Raw genomic sequence first — 26,081 nt, forward strand, 5'->3', positions numbered from 1 at the left:
GATGGAATTGCGAATAAAGGGATTTATTCCCGAATAATAAACCGGAAAATCCGGTGGAAAGCTGGCAATAGTGTGTGCTAAGGGTTGAAATGATGCGGAATAATTAGAATATTGCGGCCTTACTCCGACCACACGATGTATTATTTAAAGATATTCCTTGAAGTTGCCGGCTCTCTGGTCGTGCTGATGTCACTCGTCCCACTGATACGCAATGATTACTGGACATTCAGGGTTTTTGAATATCCGAGATTACAGAAACTGGTGCTCAGCGTGGCGATAGCCGGTGTTTATTTGAGCCTGTTCTTTTCTCAGGAAGTACGGGCGCTGCTGTTTTCCGGCGCATTCGTTCTGAATAGCCTCTACCTTTGCTACCTGATCTTTCCTTTTACACCCGTAGCAAAAAAGGCGATCCTGCCTGCCCAGTCGCATTTGCCCGAAAACAGAATCTCGATCTTGTCATCCAACGTCTTACAGGATAACAAAAATGCCAGCGGGTGCCTGAATCTCATCCGGAAATACGATCCGGACATTGTGCTGTTGCTGGAAACCGACCGTTTCTGGTACGAAAGCACTTTGGCGTTGCGTGAGAAATACCCTTATGAAATGCCGGTCCCGCTGGAAAATACGTATGGAATGCTGTTGTATTCAAGGTTGGAGCTTTCCGAAACGCAGGTCCGCCATCTGGTAGATGATGAAATTCCATCGATTAAAACGCTGGTAACCTTGCTTTCGGGCCAGAAAGTGCAGCTTTTTTGCGTGCATCCGACACCGCCTGTGCCAGGTGAAAATCTGCATTCCACCGAGCGCGACAAAGAACTTTTGCTAGTTGCGAAAGAAGTAAAAGCAAGCCGGTTACCATGCATTGTAGTGGGCGACCTGAATGACGTGGCGTGGTCCTACACCACCGATCTTTTTACCAAAATCAGTGGCTTGCTCGATCCCCGTTTGGGGCGGGGGTTTTATAACACATTCCACGCGGGTATTCCGTTGCTACGCTTTCCGCTCGACCATGTTTTCTGCTCCACAGATTTCAAGCTTGTCGAAATCGCCCGGCTGGAAAATTTTTCGTCCGACCATTTCCCGATCCTTCTTTCGTTGCAGTACGAACCCGCGGCAAGCATCGAACAGGACGAGCCGGAAGCGGAGCCGGAAGATATCGCGCTGGCTAACGAGAAAATTTCCAAAGAATCATAACCATGCAACGCATATTCCGACATCTCGCAGGTTCTTGCTTTCTGCTGTTACTCAGTTTTATTCCGGCCGATCGGCCTGTTGTTATCTACCTGATCGGTGACTCGACCATGGCTATTAAACAGGTGCGCTATTATCCCGAGACTGGCTGGGGGATGCCTTTTGTTTACTTTTTTAATCAGAGCGTGAAAGTCGATAACCGTGCAATGAATGGGCGGAGCACGAAAACCTTTATCGAGGAAGGCCGCTGGCAGTCGGTGGCCGACAGTCTACGCGAAGGCGATTATGTGCTGATCCAGTTTGGGCACAATGATGAGGTGAAAACCAAGAAAAGTTACATCGACGAAGTCGGCTACCAGAAAAACCTGATTCGCTTTATCGAAGAGACGCGTGCCAAAAAAGCTAATCCGGTACTGATTACACCGGTAGCAAGAAGAAGCTTCGACGCCAAAGGCAAAATCCAGGAGACACACGCGGTCTATTCACAACTAGTAAGGGACGTAGCGGCCGCACAGCATACTCCGTTAATAGACCTTGACAAAAAAAGCCAGGAATTGCTGCAAAAGATGGGCGTGGAAAATTCTAAAATGCTATTTCTGCATATGGCACCGGGCGAGCATCCCAACTATCCCGAAGGAAAAGAGGACAATACCCATTTCAACGAGCTTGGTGCCCGGAAAATGGCGGAGTTGGTACTTGCAGACCTAAAGGCGTTGAAGCTCGGCCTCGCAGAGCGCGTGGTGATCCCCGCCCCCTGACCCCCGGAAAACACCTGTTTTTACATAACACGTGTTTACACGCTTACATGCTCACCAAAGTTTGCGGAATTTTGAAATGTCAAGTTAGTGACAAAGGGTGCTGGGTTGGCGTATCAGAAGGCCCTGGTCTTTTCGGGCGCTACTCTCACTTTGTCAGCATTCTAAAAACCAAAAATCAAAAAGAATCATAACCAAACCGCTAAATCGAACTTTTTCTACTTTTTATGAGAATTAGTTACATTCCTACCCTTCGCTAGGTATATTGCTTTTCTGTTGTGTCAGTCCGCGTTAGATGGCACAAAAGGAAAGCAATACCTTTTTTATCAACCTCTTAATCAGCGAAACATGTCGAAATTTATCAGCGACGAGCTCTTTGCAAAATGGGCCGCCCAGTGGCAGGCATTGGAACACAGCCGCGAACCTTTCAACTTTTTTAAATCAGGGGATCAGCTACTTCTGGGTGATTATTTTGACAGTGCCGACCTGGAAACATTGGTATCAACGCCCGGCATTACCGTTATAAAGGTCCGCTTCGGATTTGACACGGAAGAAAAGCAATTCAAACTGGTGTTGTTCGGTGTCGACAGCGCCGGACAAATCATTACGCCGTACTATGCACATGCGCCGGCCGATTTCCGTCCGTCCGGCGATGGCCCGGGCGGAAATGTGCCCGACGTTTTGGCAAAACAATGGATCCGATACTGGGAAGAAAAAGGGCATGCCGACGATATCACCAGCACGCTGTTCCGCAGCCAGTACGGCTTTTTGAATGGTTACAATTATCCGGTGAAAGAGCTGATCGCCGCGCTCTTCAATTTTACGAAAATGCCTAAGTACTACATCCGGTTTGTGCTACACCGGTATTTTAAATTCGCGGAGGAACCGGGAATCGGGGATTTGGAGGCTTCTTACACTTTCGGACTACTATTTCAGGCTATCCCCGACCAGAAGGAAAGCGGTCTGATAGGCCCCGACGCCGACAGCGGCTATTACGACCTGAGCGCCCCTTGCCCACGTACTTGCTAATCTTTGTTGTCATGTGTAGTCAGGGGTTGATAACCTATGACTACACATGACTGTTTACTCATCTTTTACTTGCCAGGCGTTGCGGCCACCAGTTTCACCGGCCCGAGCAGACCGCTGGGTTGCAAGGGTGAATCGGGTTTGTAAAAAGGCATGGTTGTATACGTGATTTTCGTTGTCATGCCGGGTTGTGCGTCGCCGATCAGGCGGTTCACCCAAGTATTGGTAACCTTGATCTGAATGTTGTTCGCCCCCCGTTTCAAAGCATCGGTCACGTCGATCCGGAAAGGTTTTTTCCAGGTAATGCCCACATTCTTGCCATTCACAATCACTTCCGCCAGGTTTTTTACATCGCCCAGGTCCAGCCAGTAGCGGGCATTTTTTGCGATCGCGGGTGCATTCAAGATGTTTTCGTAAGTGGCGGTGCCCGAAAAATACTTGATACCCGCATCGGCATTTTCCGAAAGCGATGCCAGGGCATTCAGCTGGGTTTGTGCCGGAGCGCCCAGGCCTGGTTGGAAAGTCACTTTCCATGCGCTGCTGATGTCCGCTACGGCCGCTTCGGTCATGACAGGTTCGGTATAGGAATTGGCTGCTGCATTACCACTGAAAACAAGGAAATACGCTTGCCACGATTCGAATTTTAGCGGAACTGTAGTCCGGCCGTCGGCAATGCGGTAGGAAACTTTGCTCATTTTGCCCGTTTCTGGGTTCCAGAGCATCGGGACTTTTCCGCTTATCCGAAAGCTGATCTGCGCTTCATTGGGGTCATTGCTGCGGTTGTCGAGCCAATAAATGTCGCTGTCAGCGGTTTGACGGTGCACGTACAGGATTTTTGCTTTTTCACCTGTGATGCTTACGTCTTTGGGCGTTATGCTGTTCAGAACGGTTTCAAGCGGCTGGGTAGAAACATTGGGATTTCCCCAAATCTTGTTTACCAATGCGCCAAAGGCTGTTGTATCGTCGTTCAGGCTGGGAGAGCGCTCCGGTTTCACTCCAGCCACTTTCATTCCGGCATCCACCAACTCGCCAATCTTTTGCAGGACCGGCAATGTCATATTCCGGGCTGTCGAATCCAGTACGAGTAACCGGTACTGCTGACCGCTCGTCGTTACAATGGTTCCTTTTTCTACTTTCAATTGGTTTTTGATCACATTGGCATTGGCAAAATCGAAAGCATAGCCTGCCGGGATAGCAGGTAGTTTTTGCGTTGAAATCTGCGTGATATTGGAGTTTTCACCATAGTAATAAAGCACATCTACGACTGGTTTGCCCTGTTGCAACATGTAACAACTCCTGCCAAGATAGCCCATCCACGCTTTTCCTTGCTCGGCCCAGGTTTCCTGTCGTGTAAAATACTGTCCGAATGGCCCGAGTGAGAAGCCGGGTTTTTTATCATCCAGCGGCTGGTGAACGGACGTGTGGATCACGAACCGGTTAAGCCCCGACGCCATTTCCAGGTCGGCGGTGCGCTTCAATTTTTCGGGATACCAGGTAAATGCATTGCCTACTGATGTCATCGATTCCGCAGCGACAATATTCTGGCCATAAATATGTGCTACCGAAGCTGATTCCCGGATATCTGCCTCGCTGCGGACCTCTTCATCGGCACCGCCCGCGAGACTGCCCGGAGTCCACATGGCCGCCATCGGGATATCGGCCTTGCGTTTTACGTCCATTCCGTCGGCGAGGTAAATGCGCCCGCCCTCATGAGATTCGGTATAACGCTTCATGCCGCGGGCTTTCAATGCATCGCCGATCGTTTCATAATGGTTCTCGACGATCAGCTCACCGATGGTTTTTCGGAAATCCCACAAAAAACGGTCGCTCTCACCAGCGCTCTTCACTACTATACCGGTAAGCACGGGAATCCACGGAGTAATGTCATACCCGCGACGCTTCCTGAATTCCTGGGGCAAGGCTTTTGTCCACGTCATATGGCCGGCCTCGTAGCTGTCGAGCACCATGAATTGTAACCCTTTCGCACCCATTTGTCCGCCGGTGGCATCTTTGTACATGTCCAGGTAGGTATTAATGTAATTGTTCACAGCATCCTTGTCGAGCTTATCCACTTCAAGGCCGGTAGCTTCTGGTGACGCGGGATGGTTTTTACGCCCCGTAAGCGAATATCCCAGGCGCACTACCACCCAATTGCCTGCGGGAGGCGTCCAGTTCAGACTCCCGTCGGCGCTCATTTTGGAAGTAAGGTCCACGACGTCGGTCACCGGGACGGCATCCGCATTGGTCTGGATAAAGGATGTTGTGTTTTCTCTCCACGGACTGAAACCGGCTTTTTCCTCGAACTGGTCCATCCGGTCGGTGTTATGGAACACGATTTCGGCGACCTGCACGCCTTCCGGCTTGGCTGGCTGCGCACTCCCGCCAAACATCGCTGCGAATGGACTGGATGGCGGCGGGAGGGTTTTGAATGCAATGCGGAAGAATTTCGCGGTAACCGGTGCAAAGCCAATCGTGTTTTGAGGTATAGTGCTTCCTTTGATAGGTGCTACATCCCGGAAGGTAACCCCATCTTCGCTCACCTTCAATGTGCGGTTGTTGGGTGCGCCATTAAATTCCGCCAATGCCCCGCCCGAGCTTGCGCCTACGATAGTCAATGCCTTGAAAGTCTGCGGAGTGTCAAATTCGTATTGAATCCACATGTCCTGGCCGACTTCCATGGGCGGGAGCAAGGCTGTTTTAGCCAGATCACCGTCAGTCAATGCGGCGACGGCGAACGTACCACCGCTCGATGTTACTTTCGGGTTCAGGGTGGTCATGAGCTTGTCGGTGGTGGGCAGCCGGTAGGCAATCACTGCGGCGTCGGCATAGTAGTCCGGGACTTCGCCGTTGGGGCCGGTAATACCTCCCTCAGCAGGCAATGGCACGTTCTGGAATTTACCTGCAACGGGTTTGGCTTGCGGCAGTTTGCCTGTGAACGCCTGCCCGCCTGCTAAGCGTGTTTCGGTCCATACATACTTTTTCATCGCGTCACTTGCGGGCACCCAGGGCCCGCCTGTGACGCTCCATCCGGGTGACCCGGCGATCGCCATTTCAAGCCCGAGCTTCTGAGCCAGATCGGTGGTATGTTTGAATGCATCCTTCCACTCGGGTGTCATGAATACCAGTTTCTTCGGGGTCACATTCGGTGTAAAAAGGCTTGCATCGAAATTCTGGAAACCGCCTATGCCTACACGTTTCATCCATTCCAGGTCTTTGGTAATACCCTCTTTTGTAACATTACCATTCATCCAATGCCACCACACACGCGGTTTGGCAGCGTCGGGAGGGGTTTGAAAGCCTTGTTGCAGGGTTGCATTTTGTCCAAAGGCGAGCGCGGGAAGCGCCCAGGCGAGAAGCGCGAATTTCTTCATGGTAATATGCTGATTTACTGCCGGGATATGAACGGTCCGGATGGTGAAGCGGCTTTTCGTTATGATCTACTCATAAGACTTTGAGGGGATTTTTTTAGATATTGCTAATGCAATCGATCTCACTCAACATTCCTTTTCTATGGAATGTTTTGTATTTAAGGGTTATCTCAGAAGGACTTGGCCGAAATGCTGGGTAAGAAGGAATCACAGGTGAGCAAGTGGGTGACCGGGACGCATAACTTCACGATCAAGACACTCGCATTGCCTGAAGTAAAACCGGGCATACCAATTTTTCAAGTTTCGAGTGGAGCCATCCAATCTGATAAGAAGGAAATGGAAGAGGAGGTTAATGCCACACTTTTTACACCAGCAAAAAAATCAGGACGCCTCTATGTAGAGACGCCCTGATCAGCAGTGTTATAATAATTCGTTTTACTTTTCTGAAATCTTAGAAAGAGTAGCGCAATGTTACCCCGTAAGTCCGCTGGTCGCCTACGATACCCGCGTATTGACCGTAGCTTCCTGGTGCTGCGAGGAGCAATTCATAGTAATCTTTGTTAAATACGTTTCTAGCCCACACAAAGAAAGAAATGCCATTGGATGCTCTGAAACCCAGGCGGCCGTTGGTCAATGAGTAACCGTCGATGTTCAGGTATTTCGAAGGGGACGGGTTTGAAGAGAATTCCGAACGTGCAAACACGTCTACACCCAGGAAGTAGTTGCCCTTCAAGCCGAGGAACGTGCCTTTTAAAGTTCCTTCACCACCCACAGAACCCGACCATTTAGAGATACCAGGCAGTCGGCCACCCGAAATATCCTTAAAAGCCTGCTCGCCACCTACTTCTTCCAGAGGCACAGGCGCATTTTTGAATGATACATATTTACCATCGGTATAAGCGACTGACGCGTTGAACGACAGATGGCTGAAACGGATGTTACCGTCCAGTTCCACACCTTGTACGCGCACCTTCTCCGCATTGGCAAGGTAGCCGCGGTTAACACCTGGCTCAGGAGTCTGTACCTGCGTCTGGAAATCCTTGATGTCGGAACGGTACAGGGTCAGGTTCAAGACCGAATTAGCCGATGGTTTGGTTTTGATACCCAGTTCTTTGTGCTCCACGTGCTCGGGCTTTACATTGGCGAGGTCGAGCAGAACGGCGCCGTTGGCGGTTGGCAAACCACCCACGTTCACACCGATAGGCTTGTAACCGATCGAGTAGGTCGCGAAGGCATTCAGGCGGTTGCTGGCTTTATATTGAAGCGACAACTGACCGGAGAAATTACCCTGATCATAATCGGTATCAAATGCCTGATCAGTATACACGAGGCGTTTGAGCGCCAGCAATGCCGGATCGGTTGTTTGCAAACCGCCGTAAGTTTCTCTTTTATAGTTTACAACCTTTTTGTCGTAGTTGTAACGTACACCGGGCAATATGTGAAATTTGTCGGTGATAGCCCAGTCTGCGTTTGCAAAAACGGCCAAGCTGGTACTTTTAATACGGTTGGTTGTACGGATACCGAAGTTATCGAACAAGCCCGGTGTTTTCCAAAGCTCGCTGGTGGTGCTTTGGGCGAACCGCCATTGTGCCGAACCTGCTTCCTCTGTTTGTACAGGATCCGATTTCAGATCTTGCCAAAGGCCGAACAGACCTACTACACCGCTGATTTTGTTGGAAACTTTACCTGAGTAACGAATCTCCTGTGACCACTGGTCATGCACAGAGTTACCGGATGAAATTGTGAAAACAGGAATCCCAAGGTAATCGCGGTCGTTAAGAGGCACCCATTTCCAAAAACGCCATGCCGAAGTAGCGGTAAGTGTTCCGTTTCCGATTTTGATGTCTGCATTGGCTGACACGCCACCCAGTCTGTTATCTGCTTTGGAAGGCGTGTCCAAATCCAGTTTACGTTCGAATGCGCTGGAATAGGGGATTTTGTAACCCAGGTCGGCGATGATTGCGTCGAACTGGCGGTATGCGGCACGTTTCGTTGGCACCACACCTGCTACCGGCCAACCGTATCCATTCGGTTTCTGGTCGGAAACATCACCGATCACGGTAATGTTGACTTTGCTGCTAGGTTGGTAAAGGATCTGACCGCGTACCCCGATGTTGTTGATGTCGTTGATCGGCTGCTGCGTGTGCTCATTGAAGAACAGGCCGTTACGTTGCGTTCCTGTAAATGAAACCCTAGCTGCCAGTTTCTTGCTGATGGGGCCGGTGAAAGAGCCTTTGGCCTGGATATAACCGAAGTTACCATAGCTCAATTCGAAGCTGCCGCCCGGATCGAAGCTTGCTCCGCGGGTTGTGATGTTGAATGCACCGGAAGTGGTGTTTTTACCAAAGAGCGTTCCCTGAGGTCCACGCAATACTTCAATGCGTTCGATATCAATGAAATCCAGTGCAGTAGCGGCAGGACGTGCATAATAAACGCCATCCACATAAAAACCTACACCCGGATCGATACCGTCGTTGGTCAGACCGTAAGTCGAGCCCAAACCGCGTATGTTCAATGTCGTGTTACGTGCGTTGGACACATATAGTTGAACGGTCGGAACGAGTTCTTTCAAACGGTTTACGTTGAACGCACCCGCATCTTCCGCTGTCGATCCACGGATCACAGTAATAGGAATGGGTACTTCCTGCGCATTTTCCTGACGGCGACGCGAAGAAATGATCACGTCTTCGAGATTGCCAGCCGAGGCGTCGAGCTTGATGGTGACGCCGCTTCCTTCAACCACGACTTCTTTTTTAATATAACCCAAAAAGGAAACAATGAGTGTAAAAGGGAGTTTCTGACCCGTTACCAGCTGGAACTGTCCGTTCGCATCTGTTGCCGATCCATTGGTGGTGCCTTTAATTGTCACCGTTGCGCCGATGAGCGGCGAGTCATTAGCGGCGTCCAGGACAGTACCTGAAACGGTCGCATTGACAATGGGCGGATTCTGCGCCTGAGCAGCAAGAGAGATGAGTAGAATTGCGAAGCTGAATAGGGTCTTTAAAGATGTCTTCATAAATGAGGATTTGCTTTACTGTTTTCGATGGTGTTCATGAGTGGTGGTTACTGCAAAACAGCCTGTGTTATCGCTGTTTATAAAATGGCTGACAACAACAGTAAGGTATAATCGGTGGCTTCATATTGTAGGGATTGTAAGTTCAGTCACAAAGCTATCAATATTATTTAATATATAGAAATAGTAGAGTAGTAGTTTTTGTGAAAATATTGGATTAAATGCGGTTGTATATGCATTTTTTTGAATTTATATAATTGATAATCAATAAGATATACGGGTGTTGTTTTCTAACGATTTTTGTACTCTTATGGACGATTGTGATAATTGACCTGTGTTTCGGCAAAGCATTTCAAACAAAAAAGGCCGGGAGCATCGTCCCGGCCCTGTCACTTCCACTTTTCAAACACTATTTCAAATGCTCTATGGAAGCGCCAAGTTGATTTGCAACACATTGCCATTAGGCGTAAGTAATGCGGGTACCGACTTCACGCCAGCTTGGCTAATGCCGGACGGGCGCTTCCGATTTGCTGGTCGAATGTCTCCAGTTTACGGAATGCAGCGTAAGTGACCGATACCATCACCAATGCGATGATCGCATCGGCAGTGGACGCAAAGCCGAGCACCGCCAGCTTTGACACGAATGCGAAGGTGATGTCGAAGAATATTCCCGCGAAAACCCACTCTTTTAATCGGTGCAGTTTGTTGGGTGTGAGGAGCACCGCAACGCCTGAAAGCTTCAGAACGCCGAGCAGATAAATGAAATGCGCGGGATAGCCCAGTTGTACCGTAATATCCCATACGACCGGATTGGTGGTGAGTTCAAAAAAGCCGCTGGCCCCAAACCAGAGAGATGTTAATGCCGCGCCTGTCCAGTAGATTTTGGTTGTTGTTTTCTGTGTCATGACCGTTTTTGTTTAGTGATTGATGACACGAAATTGGCTCATAAGCGTAGCAGGCGTATTCGCATTCGGGCCGAAATGGACACAATCGGGCCCGGTTTGGACGCAGGGGAATGCGAGAGCGGCGAGGTGGTGTAAAGAAATTGCGCCAGAAATTGCCCGGCGATCATCGGGCGGCCTGTTGGTTTTAGGCAACTTTGCCTATCTCCGTAGCTTCCTCCACCTCAATAAGCCGCCCCGATCGGACATCATAAATATACCCATAAACCCGAATCGCCGGATTCACCAATGGATGCCTGCGAATGCGTTGCACATCCTCCACCACGCTCTTTTCCAGATTTTTGAATGTCAGGAATGGAATGAATTGCGCTTCATCGGAACCGCCAGAATAGTCAATGTTGCGCCAGCCGTTCTCGTCGGCGGTAGCTGTGGCGAGGCTTTTAGAAAGCGTGGAGGTTGCTGCATCGGAGCCCGGCGGTTGGCATATGCAAGAAAGAGATTTTTTAAATAGTATATTAATTATATAGAATAAATATATTTTTGTCGCTGAAATCTTTCTTGTTGTACCTTTTTCTAAAATCATGAAGACCTCTGCACTCCTTGCCCTGTGCCTCGCGGCTTTTTCGGGCGTTATGGCACAAAAGAAAACTGCACCCGACCGGAGGGGCCCGGACCAGCGACCCAATATCGTCCTGGTGATGGTCGACGACCTGGGTTACTCCGACATCGGTGCGTACGGCTCCGAGATCAAAACCCCTAATATTGACCAGCTCGCTGCAGAAGGCATCCGTTTCCGCGAGTTTTACAACAATTCTATTTGTGCGCCTACGCGTGCATCGCTCATTACAGGCCAATATCCGCACAAGGCAGGGGTAGGTTATTTCAATGTAAACCTCGGCTTGCCGGCTTACCAGGGCTATCTGAATAAAGAGTCGCTCACATTTGGTGAAGTATTGCGCAGTGCCGGATATAGCACGCTGATGAGTGGCAAATGGCACGTTGGCAACGATAGTACCGGATGGCCCAACCAGCGCGGTTTAGACCGCTTCTACGGTTTTATCAATGGCGCGAGCAATTATTTCGATCTTGGCAAATATGGCAAAGGCCCGGCAGTAGAACTGGTTGAAAACAACAAGCGCATTAACCTCCCGCCCGACAAATACCTGACCGACGAGATTACCGACCACGCGTTGACATACCTCGACGAACAAAGCAAAACGGCTAAGCCATTCTTCCTCTACCTGGCTTATAATGCGCCACACTGGCCGCTGCAGGCGCATGAGGCCGATATTGCCAAATACAAAGGCCGGTATAGCATCGGCTGGGATTCGTTACGCGCCGAGCGGCTCCAACGGCAAAAAACATTGGGCATTACCGATCCCAAACAGTCGGTAGCAGTGCGCGACAAGGATGTAACGCCTTGGGATAATGTGCCTTATGATGAAAAATTGTTGTGGGAAAAGAAAATGGAAATTTATGCAGCCATGGTAGACCGCGTGGATCAGAACATCGGCAAGCTTCGTGAGAAACTGAAAGCGCTTCAAAAAGATGAAAATACGCTGATTATATTCATTTCCGACAATGGTGCGCAGGGTGGATATGCAGGTGCATCACCACGCAGGCCGCAGCGCAACACCGGCCCTGCGGGAACGGCTGGTTCATATGTCTATCAGGATCAGCCCTGGGCTTATGTTTCGAACACTCCGCATCAGGCCTATAAAAACAATATGCACGAGGGCGGTATCAGCGCGCCATTTATTGCCTGGTTTCCAAAGCAGATCAAAGGCGGGCAGATTGTGAAAGGCACAGGTCACCTCATAGACCTCGCACCCACTTTCTATGATGTTGCCAAAGCTACCTATCCGGTTACTGAAAATGGCATTGCCATCAACCAACTTCCCGGCAAAAGTCTCGTTCCGGTGCTTACCGGCAAAACAACTGAGGTAGGCCGCGGAGGCGAACCCATTTTCTGGGAACGCGCGGGCAACCGTGCGGTCAGAAAGGGCAAATGGAAGATCGTATCTACCTATCCGGCTTACAAATGGGAGCTTTACGACCTCGAAACCGACCGGGGCGAAACCACTGACGTGGCTGCGGTCAATTCCAACGTGGTGGATCAGCTGGCGGCAGATTACTTTCGCTGGGCCGAACGTACCGGCGTAGTGGAATATGATAAGATCAAACCGGCCAACCCGATCGGCGCTCCGGCCGAACGGCCTAAACGCACGCCGCCTACTTTTTAATGCGATGAGGTCTAGCCGCTTATTGCCCGCCCCCGAATCGGCCAGTAATTGATCACGACGGCCCAAAAAAGGAGGTAGCCTGCTGGCTACCTCCTTTTTTTAACATACAAAAATCAATACCTCAGAACCCCGGCAAGCTCTGTCGACTCGGACGGCATAAGTTCTTCTGGCAGAATATACACCTCGCCACCCTGCGTGAGGGTTTTGATTACGGCCATATCTACCAGATCCTCCTGCGGCTCCTGGTCATTGTGGTCGAGGTCCAATATGGAATTCATCTCGTCGAACCGGCCGGCAATGTGAGCGCCCTCGCGGACAAACAAATGCGATACCCGGCCGTAATATGCAGCGGGAATAACATCCCGTACCATAGACGTAGTCAAAGGGGTCGCCTTCTGATTGGCGAAAATAGTCAGGGCTTTCTCCCGGGCCTGCGCAAAGTACGGCGCCATGATTTCCCTTGCCTGGGCGTAAAGCTGGTTCAGTCCATCGTGTTCGTGGCTGCCGGTGAGCGATTCGGAACAAATGTTGTGATAATCGCTTGCTGCCCGGTAGATCGGGATCAGGTATTCGACGCCCGCCAGCAGCAACGGCGCGTTTTCCGCATGCAGCACTTCCTTATAAATGATATCGTCGACCGCCTCAAAATAAACTGCAATGGTATCTTTATGATCGGGGTTACCGCCACCCATGCCATGGAAGTTCGCTCCGCCGGCACCTGAACTTGTTCCGGGCCTGAATGTACTGGCATCTTTCTCCGACAGCCTTTTCACATCCAGCATCTCATCGGGAAGGCCTGGGACGTCAATATATTCCATACCGAAGGTGTCGGCCCTGAAGAGTTTGCATTTCTGTTTGTTGATGACCAGCAGGTAAAAGTGCGTTTTGCAAGTCAGCAGCGGTATCAGCGGCGTCATCAGAAAACGTTTCTGACAAACCGCTTCATGCCGTGGCATTACGTGCATGATGAGGTATTTAAAATAACCGTCAGCGATAAAAATGGCCAATCCTTTCCCCATTCTACCCCAAAAACGGTCCTGTTGCAGCAATCGGTAGGCGGGTGTGAGTAGCTGTTCGATGCGGGCGGTATCGATGCCCTGCTCGCTGAGCCGTCCTGCGATATCCTTCAAAGTATTCTTAAGCAAGATCGCATCGTGCTTCTCATTCACTTCCACGCCCGACTGATGGGTAGGAAGATAAATGGTGATGCAGCAATCGGAACGGAATTCGGCCATTTCTGCAAAGAGCTCCTTTTCGAGTGTATCGGGTAGCTGCTCGGGTTCGGTGTCGACGCCGGAAGCGGTCGCCATTTCAATGGTGGTGTCCGTTTCCTTAAGGTTGGGTTTCCTGGCATTGTCATTTCCTCCACCCGACCGTCTGTTTGGATGCCGCACAGGTATTCCAGGATCAAGGTTTTCGTCGTCCAGCACATATTGGTCGGTGCGTTCGAGGTAGGCCTCGATTTCCTCGGGAGCTGTCGTAGAAATGCCAAGCCCCTCGGGCTTACCTCCGGATGGTTTTCCTTTGGGGGGATGGAACCCTCCTGATTGATCTTTTCCCATAGTGAAATAAGATTGTCGGTTTTAAATGTGTTGATGTGGGACGGTAGGAAAAAGATATGCCAGCAGGCAGCCCGGGCGACAAGATCCCATACCCAATACAAGTATTTGGTGATTTTTTTGCATTACGCTATTTTGGGCAACCAAAACGGCCGTTTTTGAACCATCTATATACATGATCCTATCCTTTCTTAGAATTATTTTGCTCACGTGTGCCGCTACGATGCTGGTAATGATCGTTTCCCGCGCACAGAATAACACACCCGTATTGAAAACCGATGTGCCGCTCGACTCTATCCGACTCAGCGATCCGTTTATCCTCGCCGACAAGGCGACTCAAACCTACTACATGACCGGCACCGGCGGTAAGCTCTGGAAAAGTAAAGACCTGAAAAGCTGGACGGGGCCGGTCACCATTGCACAAACCGACCCAAAATCGTGGATGGGGCCCACGCCGATGATCTGGGCAGCGGAATTGCATGCGTACAATGGCAAATACTACTATTTTGCCACTTTCACCAACAAGGCAGTCAAGCTCGGCGAAGGCCTCGAACGCCGGGCGTGCCATGTGCTCGTGAGCGACCGTCCGGACGGGCCTTATGTGCCAATGCGGGATTCCACCTATTTGCCAGCCGATAAACTTACTCTTGACGCAACGCTCTGGACAGATACGGATGGGAAACCTTATATGCTTTTTTGCCACGAATGGCTCCAAAATGGTAACGGGACTGTCGAGAAAATCGCGTTGAAGCCCGATTTCAGCGGGACCACCGGCTCGCCGAAGCTGTTGTTCCTCGCCAGCGATTCGCCCTGGAGCCGCGAGAAAAATAAAGACGGAACGGACCGTCCTAACAAAGTTACCGACGGCCCGTGGGTGTTCCGCACGCAAACGGGGAAATTGGGGATGCTTTGGACAAGCTGGATCTACGACGTTTATACGCAAGGTGTAGCCTATTCCCAAAGCGGCACGCTGGACGGCCCGTGGATACAGGAAAAAGATCCCATTACACCACCGAATTTCGGCCACGGCATGCTATTCCGGAGTTTCGACGGGAAGTTGCTGATGTCGATCCACAGCCATAGGAGCATAAATGGCCGCACCGTTCGCGTTCCAAAGCTATTCGAGGTGGATGATTCAGGGGACAGGTTGGTTATCGGAAAGCAGATTTTATACGAAAGATAACGAGTCGTAGCCGTCTGGTAATCGGATTTTAACTGCTGCATAGGTGGAGATATATTGGTTTTTCACCAAAATATTTTCGTTATGCTGGGAGCAATCGTTTTACTCGCTGTCGTCGCATTAGTTGTGTTTCTTTTTCGTGCCGAAAGGCGGAGTAAGATCATTTACCGGCGAAAGGTTGCCGATTCCGATCGCAGCTATTTTGTGAGCGATCAGCCGAAAAGTTCAAGCCAAATGCAGGATTACTGGTTTACCAGCGATGCCGGCCACGAAACAGCGAGCGCTGATACATTTGCTTTCGGCGGCGGCGAATTTGGCGGGGGTGGAGCAGGTGAATCTCACGAAATGGGTACTGACAACGATTGGGGCGGCGCCGAATTTTCGGGTGAGTTTGCAACTGATCCTTCCGGCGACTTTTCAAGCGACTTTTCAAGCGACACCCCTTTCGGTTCTTCGGGGTCTGACTCTTTCGGAAGCGATTCACCAGGGAGTAATTCAACTACCTCTTCCAATGATTGAACAGCCAGGTTGGGCTGTTCCCGTGAGCAAAAGTCATTCGGTCTCCAAGTGGGGAACGGACGGCACGGATATTGACATATTGCAATCAAAAATCAAAAGCAGGATATGTCAGCACCTAAAAAGAAAAAGAGTAGCACCAAAAAGAACAAGCTTGGGGTAAAAAATTCGCTGGTCAACAATATCAATGCCCGCAAAAAGAAGGGTGCCTCGCGTTCGAAAAGCAAAAAGACCGTCAATAAGAAATCTTATTCCGCAATGAAGGACAAATGGGGCAAGAAAAAGAGCTAGGCTAGAACACCTTTCATTTACCGAATACCCTAAGAAAGTAAGTTTTGATCGCATTAGTTCCTTGTATTAATTGGGTAACTAATAGGAAAAATATTATTGTCTTTAATGTAGACAATAATCACACTTCTTCTTTACATTTGTCCTAATCAGATTAGCGCAGGCAATACTTGCCAGTCGGATATCCATATTGTTCATCAAAAACATTTGACTAATGAAAGGGAGAAAGTCTATTTTCATGCTCTTGGCTATGCTTGGTGCTTTTTGTACCAGCATCGCCCAAACGGCAGCTCCTGCCGATTTTTTTGCCGGTAAATGGGAGGTTACCATTTTTGGCACACCACAAGGCGACTCTAAAATGATCGCAGACCTGGCTCGCACTGATGGAAAGCTGACCGGTCATCTCAAAAATACAGCCGATCCGGAGGCGGAGAAAATAGTGATCACCAGTGTGGAAGAAGCTGCTGACAAGATCACACTGGGCTTTTCTGCGCAGGGATACGACGTCACACTGGATCTTTCCAAAGTGGATGACGATAATCTGAAAGGAAACCTGCTAAACATGTTCGACGCTACCGCGAAGAGGGTGAAGTAGGAGGGGCTTGCTGACCGCTGACCGCTGACCGCTGAACGGCGATTGCTGATTCGGGTAACGATTTGACCATGGACCATCGACGATGGACCATGGTTTCGTCAGTAAAATGGGTAGGGGCTGTATGAAAAGGTAGTGATTGGCGATCAACAACCGTCGTTATAGAAACGATAATCATGGACGATAGACGATGGACGATGGACCATGGTCTATCGTCTATCGTCTATCGTCCATCGTCTATATCTACAAACCATCGGCGGTCGGCGGTCAGCGGTCAGCCGCCGGCCATTAATCATCCAAAAACCGGCTGAAACTGCATCAATGCCCGGAAAATGTGTTGGCCTGAATTGCTTTGAAAGCTGTCGCCCTGGAATTTATAAACTTGATAGCGGTCGGTGAAAACGCCGTTTCCGGTGTAATCGAAAGTGTCGATATCGGCTACGCGGTAGCTTTTTCCATTGACGAAGACTTTACTTTGATCTTTATAAAAGCAGGTTTTCTGCCATTTGCCGACAAATCTGAAATTACCAGCATCTTTTGAAATGACCTGATCGTCGAAATACACGTTTTGGCTGTCTTTGCTCAGATGTTCGTCGAGGCATTTGAAGTTTTTTGCATCCGTCGAGATGAGATGGGTGGCTTTGAAAACGTTCCGGTCGTCGCGGGCAAGATCTGGCCGCAGGATTTGGAAATACACGGGATTCGCGCCGGGAATGATTTTGCCACAGAAATACACATTTTCAAAGTCACGGGCATACCGAGATGGTAGCGGATTTCCGATAGCGCTGGCTGTTAACACCTGAAATGTGCGGGCATGTGCATCGACAACAACTGTTTTGGTATCCGGTTTTCCGATGTAATAAACTACTTTGTTTTCGATAAGGTAGACATCGGCGGCGGGCGAAGGCGGAAAAGATTTGGTAGCGGGACGGAGCAGAAAGAGGCTTGCAACGACCAGGGTCAGGCATACGCTGGCTATCAATAGCAGGATGAGCATAATGGTATAGGATGATGTTGAGTCTGATGAGATTTATTTTTCATGGCGTTCGATTCTTCGGCAAAAGTGCATATCGAGATAAGCATCGTCTACTTTAAATGATGCAACGGTAACTTTCGTCTATTTACCGGTTAATAACTGAGTATTTCGATCAAAGGGAAACACTGTCAGATCCGTTGTAGAGGCCAATAAGGGTTTTTACCGATAAATAAATAGGATAGTACTGTTATACAGAATTGACGTATTTGGTCTTCAGATAGCGCATATTGAATGCGAATCGTCTAAAGAAATTGCGCAAGCTAATGCTGTACTTCCGAAAGCTGGTCTGGTTTGTTGTCTCTGGGTGGCTCTGTCTGATTGGAGGGACGCTGAGGGCACAGACGTTATTTCAGAACATCAGGTGGCAGGACGGGCTCAGTGCAAAGCAAATCAGGTGTTTGCACAAAGATTCGTCCGGTTTTTTATGGATCGGCACATCCGCCGGGCTTGATCGTTACGATGGCGCGGTTGTGCGGCGTTTTCCTGATGCACGGGGAGGGCAAAAGCATTTTGTCAATGCTGTTCTGCCTTTCGGAGGGGAGGATACACTTATTATCGGACTTAGAAGGGGCATTCTGTTGTTTGACAAGAAATCCGGCAGGTTTTCAAGTGACTCCAGATTTAAAGCGTTGGACAAGAAGAATATCGTGACAATACGCGGCGATGGTATGAAACGCATTTGGATTGGTACTTCCACGGGTGTTTACATCTATCAAAACAGTCAACTGAGCCCGGTCAGCGATCTTTTTCCCGAAGCCCGGAAGTTTGATTTTAGGAATTTTCAGCTTTCGGTGATGGTCTATGACACGCTGAGACGTGGGATTTGGATAGGTGGCGACCGACCGCTTTTCATTGACTTCAAGACAAGCCATGTATATTTTGCAGGGAATAACCCATTCCAAAGTCCCTTGCTGGAATCAAAAAATGTGCACGCCATTGCAGTGGACCGCTCAGGCAATGTTTGGTACGGCTGCGATGCGGATCAGTCGCTGAACTATTGGAATTATAAAAACGGTAAACTGGATACTTACTACGCGCTAGACGGAAAACAGATCGGCGAGGGTTGTAATTCGCTATTTATCGACCGCCAGGACCGCCTCTGGGTTTCCACCTGGCTCTTTGCCGCTTTTCTGAAAGAACCCGGGCAGTCTTTTCACAAGCTGGAATATAGCCAGGATCAGGCCTACACAATCGCGTATGGGCATTTCCGCGACGCTATTTCCGACGACCAGGGAAATGTATGGCTGGGTACCATTAATGGTGTAAGCAAAACGCTGCCGAAAAATCCCATTGAAGCCATTTACAAGCTTCCGAGTTTCCCGTTCTTCCTGGAAACCAATTTTGCTCATGCCAATTCCATTACCGTGGACGGGAAAATGATCATGGCCTGTAAAGAAGATGGAGCAGTATATTATAACACCGTTGACCGCACCTATCGCAGGTACATAACTACGAGCAAAAAACTCAGAGACAACCGGTTTGTAATGACTATCAAAGTTGGAGATACCTGGTGGTTTGCGGGTTTCGGCGGCGTATATTCGCTTTCACCCGGACAATCTGTCTTACAGCGATTTGATCAAATAACGAAAGATCTGCCGTCGTACGAAGCACCGTTCATTTTCCAGGACAAGCAGGGATATATCTGGTTCCAGATCGGCGGAGATGCCCTTTATCGCTATCAGCCTACCACGAAGGTTTGCACCCGTTTCGACGGAAAGGACCCCCAATACGGCTTGTTCAATTTTGCCGACTTGCAAGCGTTTGTCCGGCTCGCCAATGGTGACATACTTTTTGCGATGCAAGGAAAAGGGCTGTTGCGCTACGAACATGCGCATGAACATTTCACAATACTTACCGCACCCGATATTGCCGAGGAACATATCTATGAAATGCGGCAAAGCAAGACCGGCGACATTTGGGCGGCCACCAGCGCCAAAGGATTGGTAAAAATCGATTCAAATGGAAAAGTAATCCGCAGTATAACTACAAAGGACGGCCTACCCTATGATCATGTTTCGTCCCTGGATATCGACGATAGCGGAGTGATATGGGCGGCGACGCGTGAAGGTGTGACCACCTACGATCCTGTCAGTGATAATATCAGCAAAGTCGAGATTGACCTGGGTAAAACATTGCAGGATTATTGGAACTATGTAACGGTGACCAGCGGCAAAATCTACGCGGTTATGCTCGACCACGTGGTGGTGATCAATCCCCGTCACTTTGCGTCCGTACCGGTCCAACGCCCACCTGCCATCACTTCCGTTAAGATTTTCGGCCAGGAAAAAATCCAGGAGTTGAAAGGGAATTTGTTAGAATTGAAACCGGATGAATCCTTTGTCGCATTCCAGTATGCCTCGCTTAGTCACCGGGACATTCCCTCCCTGCAGTACAATTACCAACTGGTAGGACTTGATGACGACTGGGTGGTAGCGGGCCGGAATATAACGGCATCCTACACCAATTTGCTTCCGGGTGATTATGTTTTCAAAGTGCGCAGTACAGATGAAAACGGGCGCTGGATGAAGAGTGCCGGAATGCTCAGGGTGAGGGTTTTACCTCACTGGTGGCAAACCTGGTGGTTTTTTGTTGCCTGCGCGCTGGCTGTCATCGGCATTTTGTATTGGGTTTATTATGTTTATACCAAAAGGCTTCGAAAAAAAGACCTCGACGATACGATCGAGTATTTTGCCAACAGCGTTTATGGCGACAACTCTGTCAACGAAATATGCTGGGACATCGCGCGGAACTGCATTTCAAAGCTCCATTTTGAAGATTGTGTGGTTTATTTGCTTGATAAAGAAAGTAATAAGCTGATCCAGAAAGCGGCGTATGGCCCGAAAAGTCCGAAGGAATATGAAATACTGAACCCGATTGAAATTCCGGTAGGTGAGGGGATCGTGGGCGCCACTGCGGCTACCGGCCTACCACAAATCATAGCGGATACATCCAAAGACCCGCGTTACATCGTCGACGATCTGGCACGATTGTCGGAACTGGCGGTACCTATCCTGCATGAAGGGCAGGTCATCGGGGTGATTGATTCGGAGCATCCCCGGAAGAACTTTTACAACAACGACCACGTACGGGCGATCTCCACGATCGCGGCGATCAGTGCCAACAAAATAACCGAGGCAATGGCCCGGGCGCAGGCCGAACGGCAGGAAATTATGTTGCTGCGGATTAATAAAATGTTAGCCGAGAGCCAACTGATGGCCCTGCGTGCGCAAATGAACCCGCACTTCATTTTCAATTGCCTCAACAGCATTCAGGAATGTATCGTAACGGAGAAATACGCGGAGGCCAGCAAATACCTGAATAAGTTCGCCAAGCTGTTCAGGCTGGTACTCAATAACTCCGGGAGAAATCTGGTAACCATTGCCGAAGAGCGCGATGTTTTGGAGCTTTACCTGGAACTCGAACTGATGCGTTTCGGCCAGGGGTTCACCTATTCCATTGATGTGGACTCGGAGCTGGAAGATGATTATGTGAGGCTGCCGTCGATGTTGCTGCAACCGTTCGTGGAGAACGGATTATGGCACGGGTTGATGCACAAGGAAGGAACAAGACACATGAGGATCAGCTTCTTCCCGATCGGGCCGGAGCAGTTTGCTTGTGAGATCGAGGATAATGGTATCGGCCGGAAAAAATCGGCGGAAATGAAACTAAATTCCTCACGCACCAGGGAACATGAGTCGCAGGGAATACGTATTTGTGAAGACCGGATCGATGTGCTCGCCCGCCAGGGAAACCATGCACGTCTCGAAGTTATTGACAGGTACGATGCTGCCGGTAATCCGTCCGGAACCCTTGTCAGAATAGAATTGTCCACCTATTTATATCAAACCTAGACGATGATTAAAGCACTAATTGTTGACGACGAACCTAAATCAAGAAGTGTGCTGTCGTTTTATATTAACACCTACGTGGAGGAGATAAAGGAAGTGAAGCAGGCTGAATCGGTAGATAACGCGCTCGATATCCTGAAAAATTTCCGCCCGGATATCGTTTTTCTTGATGTGGAAATGCCCGGTAAAAACGGCTTCGATTTTTTAAGGGCATTGAAAGACCCTGCTTTCGAAGTAATATTTACCACGGCTTACAACCAATATGCCGTACAGGCTATCCGGTTCAGTGCACTGGATTATTTGCTCAAACCTGTTGATCCCGACGAGCTGCGTACCGCTGTCGACCGTTTCCTTAAAAAGCAGAATGTGCACCAGAATCCGGTGCTGTTTGATAACCTGGTCCGGAACATTGCCCATAAGCGCGCCAGTGAATTCCGCCTGGCAGTGCCATTTCAGGACGGTGTGTCGTTTTTTACGCTCGATCAGATCATCCGGTTACAGGGGGAAGGTAACTACACCAATATTTTCATCAAAAACCGTAAACCTGTACTGGCGAGTAAGACCTTGAAACATTACGAGGAAATGCTGACCGAATTCGGTTTTATCCGTACGCACAAATCACATCTGGTCAACCCCAAATTTATTGCAAAACTCATGGCTGACCACGATCTGGTCGAATTGCTGGATGGTAGCCGCGTAGAAATATCGAGACGAAAAAAGGAAGAAGTGCTTTTACAATTACCCCTCGGTAATCAGCCACTCGATAAGTGAAAGCGCCCGTTAGATCACTATTGTCTTACTTTGGTACATTGCTGATTTTCTTTGAAGCCATCGACTTCTACTGGCTATGGAGATTTTGGCACTGCATTCGAAGCAAATATTGCTCATTTTATCACTGGTACTTTTTACGGTCTGCGGACTTTGGTTTGCCATGCGCATCCGTCGGGCAACAAGGTTGCTCAGAGGTCGCGATATCAGGGAGGGGTTGGTCGCGGATGCGATTGTACTTCTTTCCGAAGAACATCCCAGTTCATACCTTCAGGGTGACGCTTATTGCACTTTTCAGGTACATGTGAAACCAGCCAGGGGCCGCAATTTCGTGTCCGAGGTGCACGTGCTTCGCGAACAACTCAAACGCATACCCCAGGCCGGTGACCACGTTTCGGTCAGATACATTTATTCGGGGCGAAAGCGGACCGTGGCATTAAACCTGGATAGCATAGGCCAGGTTTAGCATTAATCAGCAATTCTGAACCAGTCAAAATCTGCGTAACCCGAATCATTCGTTTGCGTCTCGCGGGTACAAAAAAGGCCCACCTTCGCGCCGATCCATTTTCCTACTCCTGCCTGAAAAACTTCACCAGTCGTTTTAAACTGGCTCCCATCCTCACTGAATCCGAATTCACACTTTCCGCCCTTGTTTACTTTTACACGCAGGTACAAATCGGTTTCAGGTTTGAATTCGGCCAGCACACGCTCCGTTTCGGAATTACCTTCAGATGCTTTCAGGCACTTGGCATACACGAGCTCGGTTTTATTCTTGCCGCTTCGCAGGTAAATCGCTGCATAGCTTTGTCCCATGATCACCAGTCCGGCCTTCTCATTAGTCAAATTGGCATTGGGGGTAAAGAGGAGTTTGGTAGTAACGGTAAATTCTTCTGCCGGGAATTTTTGCAAAAGCATATTTGGAACGTCCCAGAGGTTTTTGGCATGCCCGGGAATTTTGTAAGAATATAATCTCAGAAAACCTGCTGCCGGCATCGCCCAGGTGCCTTTCGGGTTGGCCTGCCATTGCCATTGTTTCCCTAAAGCAGTCTCGCCGAATTCATCCGATTCGGGAGGTGTTGCAGCCGGATATTTTTTAGCGGTTAATGGTTTTGTGTGGGTCAAAACAGGCTCGCCAATGCCGTCGCCGTCCGCATCTGTCCCAATCACCGGCCAGTTGTCGATCCATTTCATCGGCTGCAAATGCACCACTCGGCCGTATTCGTTCTTATCCTGAAAATGTAGGAACCAATCTTCCGATTTGCCATTGACCGGACTGGTAGTCACCCACGCGCCCTGGTGCGGCCCGTTAATGCCCGATCTTCCTTCCGCCATTACAACCCGCCGCTCGTATGGCCCGTACACATTTTTGGATCGCAGCACGATTTGCCAGCCGGTTGCAACACCACCCGCCGGAGCAAAGATGTAGTAGTAGCCATTCCGTTTGTAAAACTTGGGGCCTTCTACAGTCGGATCTACTTTATGGCCGTCGTACACAAGCGAGCCCGCATCGGTAACTTTGGTGCCCTCAGCATTCATTTTCTTGACGGTAATCACGCTCTTAATACCCGCACGGCTGCCGGCCCATCCATGAACGAGGTACACTTGCCCGTCGTCGTCCCAGAGCGGGCAAGGATCGATAAGGCCTTTTCCGCCTTCTACAAGAACCGGTTCTGTCCAAGGACCTACGGGATTCCTGGCCTTGATCACATAAATACCAAAGTCAGGATCGGGATAATAGATGTAAAACTCCCCGTTATGAAAACGGATTGCCGGTGCCCAAACGCCATTGCCATGCTGCGTTGTCTCAAAATGTTCGATGGGCACCTGCCGGGGTAAGGCGTGTCCGATTAATGTCCAGTTAACCAGGTCCTTGGAATGCAGGATCGGCAACCCGGGGATCGCGTCGAAACTGGATGCGGTCATGTAAAAATCGTCCCCTACACGGCAGGCATCGGGATCGGAATAGTCAGCGTGGAGTACCGGGTTTTTGTAACGGCCGTCTTGCAGATCGGCTACCCAGGTTTGGGATAAAGGCGTATGCGGATATTGGGTTGAAACGTTTTTTTTCTGTGCCAATGCAGTGCTGGCCAACAACAGCCCGGCGACCCAGTAATGATTATTTACCTTCATGAATGACCAGACTTTTCTCCTGTGCTCCTTTTGAAAATTCCTTTACTTTTTGTGCTCTGGAGGCATCTGTATGCGAGAAGCTGATATTCTGGCTGCGGTCGCCGGTAACAGAAATGAGTGTCTCGCTGTGGTCTTTGTATTGCAGGCTGTCGAACGTGATATTGGTAGCATTGTCGGTGAAAATGACCGGTTTGGAATGCTTCGTGATCAGTTTTACATTTTTGAAACGAATCAGGTCGGCATCGGTGAGCTCAATACCTGTCTCGGCGGAAAGTACCATATTTTCCATCACGATGTTCCGTACCGGCATTTCGGGCAGGCCACGGACAAACACGCCTTTGGTAGCGCCATTGCATACAATATTTTCAAAATGCATATCCTTGAAAACAGGCGTGCCTTCGTTCATCACCGGCCGCATATCGCGCTCGCCATCCGTCGCGAATTTGACGAAATAGTAAAGGTCAAAGAATATCGCTTCCTGACGAATATCTTTCATATAGATATTTCTTGCATAAATTTTCTCCACCACGCCACCACGCCCGCGCACCGACTTGAAACGCAAGCCCTTGTCGGTACCCATGAACGTACATTGCTCCACGAAAATATTCCGCGCCCCGCCGCTCATTTCGCTGCCGACTACAAATCCGCCGTGACCCTGGTACACGATATTGTTGCGAATAATGCCATTTTCGGTAGGTATGCCGCGTTTTCGGCCTTCTTCATCTTTGCCGGACTTAATGCAAATCGCATCGTCGCCCACATCGAGCACACAGCCTTCGATGAGGAAGTTTTTACAGGATTCGATATCCATACCGTCGCCATTATGCGCATATTCCGGATTTTTGACGCGCACATTGCGGATCGTCAGGTCTTGTACCATGAGCGGGTGCAGGCACCAGGCGGCCGAGTTCTGGAATGTGACGCCTTCCAGCAATACTTTTTTGCAATTATTAAAAACCACCAGATTGGGCCGCAGAAAGTCTTTTATATCGGTAAAATCAGCGGGCTTTTTGCCAGCGGTTAGTAGCATACTTTTATTTTCCACGCTGGCTTTCTTAAATTGTTCGCTTGGGTACCAGGTCTTGCCATCATCCTTTAACACACCGCCCGACGCGATCTTTTCCTTCCATTGCGCTTCGGTCAACTGTGATTTGTGCACCGCCCGCCAGATATCGCCATTGCCGTCGACGATACCTTTGCCCGTAATGGCTACGTTTTCGAGGTTTTTGCCAGAAATGGGCGACTCGTTGCGAGCGGCGGCTTTGCCTTCATAAAATCCTTCGGTAATCGCATACTGCGACTTGTCGGTCGTAAAAAGCAGCGTCGAGGCCTCGGCCAGGTGCAGGTTTACATTACTTTTCATCACCACCGGCCCGGTAATCCACAATCCCGAAGGTACGAACACCACGCCGCCGCCTTTTTTGCTGCAAGCGTCGATGGCCTGGTTGATGGCCTTAGTATTGAGGGTATGACCGTCCGGCACTGCGCCGAATGCAGTAATGCGTAGCGTATCTTTTTTGAATATTGGCTGCTGGATCTTCGGAAGATTGGCCCAGCTATATGTGGCTGTGGTTTGTGCCGATGCATCCAGATATCCCCATGCGGCGAGGGCAAGCGCGGCGAGTTGTGTTTTGTAAGTCATAGCAAAGGAGTCTTCCTGCTTTTA

At 49.6% G+C, this 26,081-nt stretch carries 19 protein-coding genes and 1 pseudogene; 12 read left to right on the top strand and 8 right to left on the bottom strand.

Features of this window, described 5'->3' with window-relative positions:
* The first annotated feature begins 135 nt into the window (after positions 1-135).
* The 3 genes from LZD49_RS29595 (at position 136) to LZD49_RS29605 (ending at position 2,975) form a co-directional block, all read left to right on the top strand.
* On the top strand, positions 136-1,194 hold the full coding sequence (locus LZD49_RS29595) for an endonuclease/exonuclease/phosphatase family protein (RefSeq protein ID WP_234671597.1): 1,059 nt from the start codon (positions 136-138) through the stop codon (positions 1,192-1,194).
* 2 nt (positions 1,195-1,196) lie between these two features.
* On the top strand, positions 1,197-1,949 hold the full coding sequence (locus LZD49_RS29600) for a rhamnogalacturonan acetylesterase (protein ID WP_234671599.1): 753 nt from the start codon (positions 1,197-1,199) through the stop codon (positions 1,947-1,949).
* 345 nt (positions 1,950-2,294) lie between these two features.
* Positions 2,295-2,975: a hypothetical protein gene (locus LZD49_RS29605; RefSeq protein WP_234671601.1), complete on the top strand. Its 681-nt coding sequence runs from the start codon at positions 2,295-2,297 to the stop codon at positions 2,973-2,975.
* 65 nt (positions 2,976-3,040) lie between these two features.
* Here the strand turns inward: LZD49_RS29605 and LZD49_RS29610 are convergent, their stop codons facing one another.
* Positions 3,041-6,343, bottom strand: a complete 3,303-nt coding sequence (locus tag LZD49_RS29610) for a glycosyl hydrolase (protein WP_234671602.1) — start codon at positions 6,341-6,343, stop codon at positions 3,041-3,043.
* A 171-nt stretch (positions 6,344-6,514) separates the two neighbouring features.
* Here LZD49_RS29610 and LZD49_RS29615 point away from each other — a divergent pair.
* Positions 6,515-6,751 (top strand): annotated as a pseudogene (locus LZD49_RS29615) (hypothetical protein); the annotation flags it as partial.
* 40 nt (positions 6,752-6,791) lie between these two features.
* On the opposite strand, the gene LZD49_RS29620 reads toward LZD49_RS29615, so the two are convergent.
* From LZD49_RS29620 to LZD49_RS29630, 3 genes are all read right to left on the bottom strand, one after another.
* A complete protein-coding gene (locus LZD49_RS29620) occupies positions 6,792-9,356 on the bottom strand; it encodes a TonB-dependent receptor (RefSeq protein WP_234671604.1) in 2,565 nt (854 codons plus the stop codon).
* A gap of 485 nt (positions 9,357-9,841) precedes the next feature.
* Entirely contained in the window at positions 9,842-10,258 is a 417-nt protein-coding gene (locus LZD49_RS29625) for a DoxX family protein (RefSeq protein ID WP_234671605.1), read from the bottom strand.
* 184 nt (positions 10,259-10,442) lie between these two features.
* On the bottom strand, positions 10,443-10,838 hold the full coding sequence (locus LZD49_RS29630; protein ID WP_234671607.1) for a hypothetical protein: 396 nt from the start codon (positions 10,836-10,838) through the stop codon (positions 10,443-10,445).
* Between LZD49_RS29630 and LZD49_RS29635 the strand changes: the two genes are divergently transcribed.
* Positions 10,837-12,498, top strand: a complete 1,662-nt coding sequence (locus LZD49_RS29635; RefSeq protein ID WP_234671609.1) for an arylsulfatase — start codon at positions 10,837-10,839, stop codon at positions 12,496-12,498. The genes LZD49_RS29630 and LZD49_RS29635 overlap by 2 nt on opposite strands.
* 113 nt (positions 12,499-12,611) lie before the next feature.
* Here LZD49_RS29635 and LZD49_RS29640 read toward each other — a convergent pair whose 3' ends face one another.
* Positions 12,612-14,060, bottom strand: coding sequence for a hypothetical protein (locus LZD49_RS29640; protein WP_234671611.1), 1,449 nt, complete (start codon positions 14,058-14,060; stop codon positions 12,612-12,614).
* Positions 14,061-14,232: 172 nt separating this feature from the next.
* Between LZD49_RS29640 and LZD49_RS29645 the strand changes: the two genes are divergently transcribed.
* The 4 genes from LZD49_RS29645 (at position 14,233) to LZD49_RS29660 (ending at position 16,636) form a co-directional block, all read left to right on the top strand.
* Positions 14,233-15,240 carry a glycoside hydrolase family 43 protein gene (locus LZD49_RS29645; RefSeq protein ID WP_234671613.1) on the top strand — a complete coding sequence of 336 codons (1,008 nt, stop codon included), beginning with the start codon at positions 14,233-14,235 and terminating at the stop codon, positions 15,238-15,240.
* A gap of 81 nt (positions 15,241-15,321) precedes the next feature.
* Positions 15,322-15,756: a hypothetical protein gene (locus LZD49_RS29650; RefSeq protein ID WP_234671614.1), complete on the top strand. Its 435-nt coding sequence runs from the start codon at positions 15,322-15,324 to the stop codon at positions 15,754-15,756.
* 105 nt (positions 15,757-15,861) lie between these two features.
* The gene (locus LZD49_RS29655; protein ID WP_234671616.1) at positions 15,862-16,044 is read left to right on the top strand and encodes a hypothetical protein; all 183 of its coding nucleotides are present in this window, start codon (positions 15,862-15,864) and stop codon (positions 16,042-16,044) included.
* Positions 16,045-16,255: 211 nt separating this feature from the next.
* Complete coding sequence (locus tag LZD49_RS29660) at positions 16,256-16,636, top strand: hypothetical protein (protein WP_234671618.1); 381 nt, start codon at positions 16,256-16,258, stop codon at positions 16,634-16,636.
* Between the two features lie 289 nt (positions 16,637-16,925).
* Here the strand turns inward: LZD49_RS29660 and LZD49_RS29665 are convergent, their stop codons facing one another.
* Positions 16,926-17,630, bottom strand: coding sequence for a DKNYY domain-containing protein (locus LZD49_RS29665; protein WP_234671619.1), 705 nt, complete (start codon positions 17,628-17,630; stop codon positions 16,926-16,928).
* Positions 17,631-17,932: 302 nt separating this feature from the next.
* On the opposite strand from LZD49_RS29665, the gene LZD49_RS29670 reads away from it, so the two are divergent.
* The 3 genes from LZD49_RS29670 to LZD49_RS29680 all read left to right on the top strand — a co-directional run bounded on the left by LZD49_RS29670 (position 17,933) and on the right by LZD49_RS29680 (position 22,751).
* A complete protein-coding gene (locus LZD49_RS29670) occupies positions 17,933-21,520 on the top strand; it encodes a histidine kinase (protein WP_234671620.1) in 3,588 nt (1,195 codons plus the stop codon).
* 3 nt (positions 21,521-21,523) lie between these two features.
* Positions 21,524-22,288 carry a LytTR family DNA-binding domain-containing protein gene (locus tag LZD49_RS29675; protein ID WP_234671621.1) on the top strand — a complete coding sequence of 255 codons (765 nt, stop codon included), beginning with the start codon at positions 21,524-21,526 and terminating at the stop codon, positions 22,286-22,288.
* Between the two features lie 76 nt (positions 22,289-22,364).
* Positions 22,365-22,751 carry a hypothetical protein gene (locus LZD49_RS29680; protein ID WP_234671622.1) on the top strand — a complete coding sequence of 129 codons (387 nt, stop codon included), beginning with the start codon at positions 22,365-22,367 and terminating at the stop codon, positions 22,749-22,751.
* Positions 22,752-22,753: 2 nt separating this feature from the next.
* Here LZD49_RS29680 and LZD49_RS29685 read toward each other — a convergent pair whose 3' ends face one another.
* Both LZD49_RS29685 and LZD49_RS29690 read right to left on the bottom strand, forming a co-directional pair.
* A complete protein-coding gene (locus LZD49_RS29685; RefSeq protein ID WP_234671623.1) occupies positions 22,754-24,415 on the bottom strand; it encodes a glycoside hydrolase 43 family protein in 1,662 nt (553 codons plus the stop codon).
* Positions 24,402-26,057 (bottom strand): glycoside hydrolase family 28 protein, encoded by a 1,656-nt coding sequence (locus LZD49_RS29690; protein ID WP_234671624.1) that lies wholly within the window; start codon positions 26,055-26,057, stop codon positions 24,402-24,404. The genes LZD49_RS29685 and LZD49_RS29690 overlap by 14 nt, the downstream gene beginning before the upstream one ends.
* Between the last annotated feature and the right edge of the window lie 24 nt (positions 26,058-26,081).

Source organism: Dyadobacter sp. CY261, from assembly GCF_021440085.1.
Taxonomy (GTDB): domain Bacteria; phylum Bacteroidota; class Bacteroidia; order Cytophagales; family Spirosomataceae; genus Dyadobacter.